The sequence below is a fragment of the Pantoea sp. CTOTU49201 genome, from assembly GCF_032054795.1.
Classification (GTDB): domain Bacteria; phylum Pseudomonadota; class Gammaproteobacteria; order Enterobacterales; family Enterobacteriaceae; genus Pantoea; species Pantoea symbiotica.
The window spans coordinates 1-4923 of sequence record NZ_DAMBSA010000358.1 but is presented as its reverse complement, the minus strand read 5'-3'; the positions used below and the strand labels follow the sequence as shown (position 1 = coordinate 4923).

Genomic DNA, 4923 nt, shown 5'->3' with positions numbered 1-4923 from the left:
AATACCGGTAATGAGCGATCGGGTTTCCTGAGAGCCGATACGGCTTAAGTCTATAATGGTATTACTGTCAAAAAGACGGCTGTTATCTATCTCCTCGCCGCTAAAAATCTGTCCATTCAGGCCATTGGTGAGTGAGTTGACGCGGGTCACCAGAGACCCGATGTAGTTACTTTTCACCTCCTGTGACCACTCAGATTTGTCAATCACCTGGCGAAGTTGTTCCTGCAGATCTGCAAATGTCGGGAACAGGGCTTGTTGCCAGCAGTTTTCCGACGTAACCAGATCCCAGCCACAGACCGTGTATGCATGCAGAATGGCATCTTTTAATACAGCGGGCATGGCCGCATACATCGGCCAGCACATAGAGAAGACATCAACCAGGCGGTCAATATGCTCATAAACGTGAGTGGTTTCAGGAAAGCGAAACGGGTTAATACGCAAAAGTGGCGAAAAGCGCGCATTCGTTCCATAGACTGATACATCATCACGATGACCGAATACTTGCTTGTATTCACCTTTCGCGGGTTCGATAACCAAAAACGGTACATTGTGCTGACCCAGTTGTTCCAGCAGCGCATAAATGGTGTTGCTTTTTCCTGCACCAGTAGAGCCCGTGATAAACACATGGCTGGTAAGCCTATCTACATCCAGATCGATGGGCATATCCAGATCGTTCCACAAATGGCGCATTTGCCCGAGTCGCAGTGTTCGGGCCTGTTGGTCGTCAGGTTCCGGCCCATCGAGGCGCAGAACTTTTCGCCCGAATGATTGGGTGTGCAGTACCGCCACACTGGAGGTTGAACGTCGGGGCAGGCTCAACTGAATGGCCATCTCTTTGCCTGAAACCAACGTTGCTGGGGTGAGCCAGTCTATAGCCAACACAGGGCCAATAGTGGGTTTCAGCGGTGGATGGGCCAATACAGATAGCCAGTCAAGAATGGGACGTTTGCTTTGTGAGTTCCACGTGGTTAAAGCAAAATCCTCCGTGCTTGAACGTGTTCCACGCATTAACCCCAGGAAAATGCTGGCTAGCGATTCTGATGAGGCGGTGCTGTCACCAATAAAGTAGGCGGCAGTTTGCCAGCCGCCGTAGGTTCGCGCTTCATTAACACGCTCTAGATGGTGATCGATTTTTGCAAGCAAGTTCTCGATAGTCTTGTCATGCACTTCCAGCGAAATTTGCTGGCTGTTACCCGTCATTTTATTGATGGTCTGGCTGTCAGTGCGGGTGGTGGTATCGTTCCTATTAAGCGTGTGCGACTCGCTTTGGGAAGTGTTGCTGCCAAGCGTTTCGGACGCGCCAACGGTCGTGTTTTCGCTTACGCTTGCAGAGTGAGTACGGTTAAGGGCAATCCCCTGTAGCACACCTTTAAACGCCGTACCGAGTGATATCTGGCTCCCATTTTTATAACCCGCCATTACATCAGCAATGACCCCAGAGGTGGATTCGCTGCTTGAGGTGCCAACGCTTGTAGAGTGATTCGTTCCACGGGTGAAAGAGCTACCCTGAGATACGGTCATGCCTAAACTTTCACCGAGCGATTGGCTCAGCCCTTCACTGATACTCAGGCCTACGCTGTCACTGTCCTGTACACCAAAAGAGTACTGGCGCTTCGCCAGGGCAGAGAGCTGCGTGGCGACCTTTTCATAACCGGTGCGAATGCGATCTAGCTCCGGCGGTGTAACAGGCTCTGCAATGATTATCGCCTGATAAATACGGCTTTCGGCGGCATCAATAAAATGCTCCAGCCCCTGCATAAAATGTTCACTGTCTTCTGTTGCCAGCGACGGCACTCCCGTGACGGCAGTCACCGAGGATGACGGATTTTCTTTTTGCGCCAGCGCACTATCAAGTAAATCTGCAGTCTCTTGCGCGTTCTGTGCAATCAACTTGCTGCCGGGGAAATGTCCTTTGAACGTTTCATTGAGCAGATCACCGGAGTTTTGCCCCAACATCTTACCTGGTGCACCACGTGTGCCGATATAGACATCAGTTTCCCGGCCATCGGATTTCAGCAATAAAAAGACGCTATAACCGGCAGCGCCTAATGCGGTGTAGGCGGCAGTGGTGCTCTCCAACACTGACTGCTTGTTTTCCTGAACAATACGCTCGATGCGAAACAGGCGGATATCACCGGCTCGGTGGATCGGTACGCCCTGATAATCTTCAAGCGACAGCACCGGATAGTGGCGCATCTCAGCCAGATAGCTACGGTTAATCAGGGTGTTGGCAGAGGCGAGTGTTCCTGCCGCACGTTGTTCAATTTCCTGGAGTTGCAGCGGCATCATCGTTTTTTGCATGGTGATGACTCCGTTAAAGCAAAGCGAAAATAAGTAGAGCCAGCGCAGCTATCGCACCGCCAGCCAGCGCAGCAACACGCAGCGCGGAGGTGGAACTGCTTTGGGGCACCGGCGCGGTTGGCGCAGGCGTCTTGCTGTACGTCGCTGATGCAGTGTGTGAACTTGTAGGGCGCGGTGCCGATGCAGTCGATGAACTTGCGGAGCGCGGTGCAACTTCGGGTTGGTAGATAAAGCCGGAAACAGCGCGATCACGTAGCTCCTGATAGATGTTCATCAGGTGCTCAAAACGTTTCCGTGAGAAGTTCATAACGAGATACGCGGACTGGAGATTGTAGTAATCAACATCCCATTTGTTTTTGTCTGCCTCGAAGCCTAGCGCCAGCGTGTTCTCTTCATAATCGACAAATAGATCGGGTATCTGAGATTCAGCCCATTTCATCGCCTGACGAACTATCTGCCCATTTAGCCGATTATTTTCCAGCTCTGCAACCAGAGCAGAACGAAGGCGGTTGATGGAACCGGACTCCAGCGCGGCTAGCATGCTCTGGCCCGGCGTAAACGGCGTAGTTGCATTATTGTTCATGTTTTTGTTTCCGTTATCCTTGAACGCGGCAGGGGGGCGGAGAAAACCGTCGTGCTGGTGCTCTGTCAGCCACTGACTGACGGCAATCAGATGCCGCGCTCGCGCAAGCGAGAAATTGTGCTCAAGGCTTCTGCTCTGCAATGCAAAGTAACCACTGTTCCAGTCAATGGTATCGGTATTGATGGCTTCACAGGCGCCATCCTCCCGGTGAGTGTTGAAAAGCGCCGGTTTCGCCGCGTGAGACTCCTCAAGCATGGCGTTCAGCAGCGCGAAATCACGTTGTGGACTGTTAAGCGCAGCCAGAAATGCGTGGTGAAAATTCTGCTCCATGTGTGGTTACTCCTGTAAGCTCAATGTGTTGTCGAGGCGAGATTTAAATTCGGTGATCCACGACTTCTGCGAACGCGCTTCGGCAATGGCGACTTCGCGTGCTTCCTGATCTGTCATTTTTTCCTTCAGAGTGGCGATCAGCGCATCGAATTTGCTGTTAAATTCGCGTTCGATAAACGCGATGTAGCTTTCGACTAACCGGTTTTTATCCGTTTCGGTTTTCTTGCGCGCCGCATCAATCAGGTCTCGGAAGTTGCCCTCGACCTCGTTGCGTTTTTCATTCCACAGTTCGGACATATCAACATATTCCACCGTGCGGTAATCCCAGACGGTGCGGGTTCTGAAGTAGGAGAAGGGGTTCCACCAGGTTGCGTCGCTCACCTCGCGCGGGTTATAACGTTCTTCCCGGTTTTTTATGTTGTTGGTGTTAAGGCTCAAATTCAGCGAAAAATCGGCCATATTTTCTTTCAGTCCCTGGAACAGCGGAAGTTTCAGTTCACGGGTATCTTCAAACAATTCACTGATATAGCGGCGGTACTCCACCTGCAACTCGTCCTTAATAAACGCTTGCGCGGCGCTGAATGCGGCTTCGAACTCATTGATTAACCCTTTGTAACGAAAACTCGCGTCGCGCTCTGCTGCATCCAGCAACCGCTGCGCATCGGCGGGTGTCTGCTGCGGCACTTTCGTGAATTCGTTACCTTGTTCTCTGGTGGCTGCCAGCACCTGTGTCAGTTTTTGCGTGAACACGGCGGCAATATGAGGCGGAAGTTCTTTTCCTTTCTGACGCAGTGACTGCTTGTACACATCGGTATCAGCACTTTCTTTGCGCTTTTGTACGAGCTGAGTAATTTGTTCGTTCAAGTGCGTGAGTGCGCGTTCATCCTGATCTAGTTGTTCGGTGAGTTCAGCTTCGCGCATGCCTTTCTCTATCGCCTGATTGAGAGCCTCATAGGCCCGTTTCAATCGATTCGGGAAAGTATATTTATCAATATATTCGTCAATCATCACCTCAACGGCGGGCAGCCCACTGCGGTAGAGGACACGCGACAGGTTTCTTTTCTCCAGCGTACGGCTGACGCGTGAGGTGAGCGGCATATAAGAGGGCAGATTCATGCTGCCTTCTTCAAGGAAAAGCTCGGTCATGGTGTTGAGCTCGCCGCGTTCTTTACGGGTGAGGGCATCAGGATTTTTTCGCAGCAAGCGCGTCAGATTGGCTGAGATCGGGTAAACCTGCGGGTTTTGAATACCATTATTCTGCAAATAAGTTTTGATCCGCTCCAGCGCTGCACCGACGTTTTCACCGTTTTCAGGATCAAAGTTATCCATCTTGTTGACGGCGAATATAAAGCGGTCTTTGCTCTGTTTGCCGCCACGCACCATGGTTTGCGCGACCAAACGAAGTAGGTGCTGGTCATCATTGATTCCCAGTTGCGAAGCATTCAGTACATACAGGATCAGCGGGTTGCGCTGAGAATCCTGGATATAGCTCATGGTGACACGTTCGTGCTCGCCGTCTTGGCTGTTATTAGGGCCTGGAGTATCGGTCAGCACCAGACGAACATTCTCGCGCTCTTGTATCGAGACGATGTTACCGCGAAGCTCAATCTGATGGGTGTCCTCTAGCTGGTTCCACTCTTTCAGCAGATCGGAGGATACCGGTATTTCTTCCCCAAGCCCTATGTGGCTGCTGATACGACGTGCCATAA

Annotated in this window: 3 protein-coding genes; all 3 read right to left on the bottom strand. The window is 51.6% G+C overall.

Annotated elements, in window-relative coordinates:
• Positions 1–2301, bottom strand: a 2301-nt coding sequence (locus tag RTY00_RS19855; RefSeq protein WP_312665716.1) for a helicase HerA domain-containing protein, incomplete at its 3' end; no start/stop codon positions are given.
• A gap of 13 nt (positions 2302–2314) precedes the next feature.
• Positions 2315–3214 (bottom strand): hypothetical protein, encoded by a 900-nt coding sequence (locus RTY00_RS19850; RefSeq protein WP_312665714.1) that lies wholly within the window; start codon positions 3212–3214, stop codon positions 2315–2317.
• 6 nt (positions 3215–3220) lie between these two features.
• The coding region (locus RTY00_RS19845) for a 50S ribosome-binding GTPase (RefSeq protein WP_312665713.1) at positions 3221–4923 on the bottom strand (1703 nt) is incomplete at its 5' end.

What these genes read in the sequence shown, in the direction of transcription:
- RTY00_RS19850 (WP_312665714.1), bottom strand. Translation starts at nt 3,214, where the DNA reads ATGGAGCAGAATTTTCACCACGCATTTCTGGCTGCGCTTAACAGTCCA.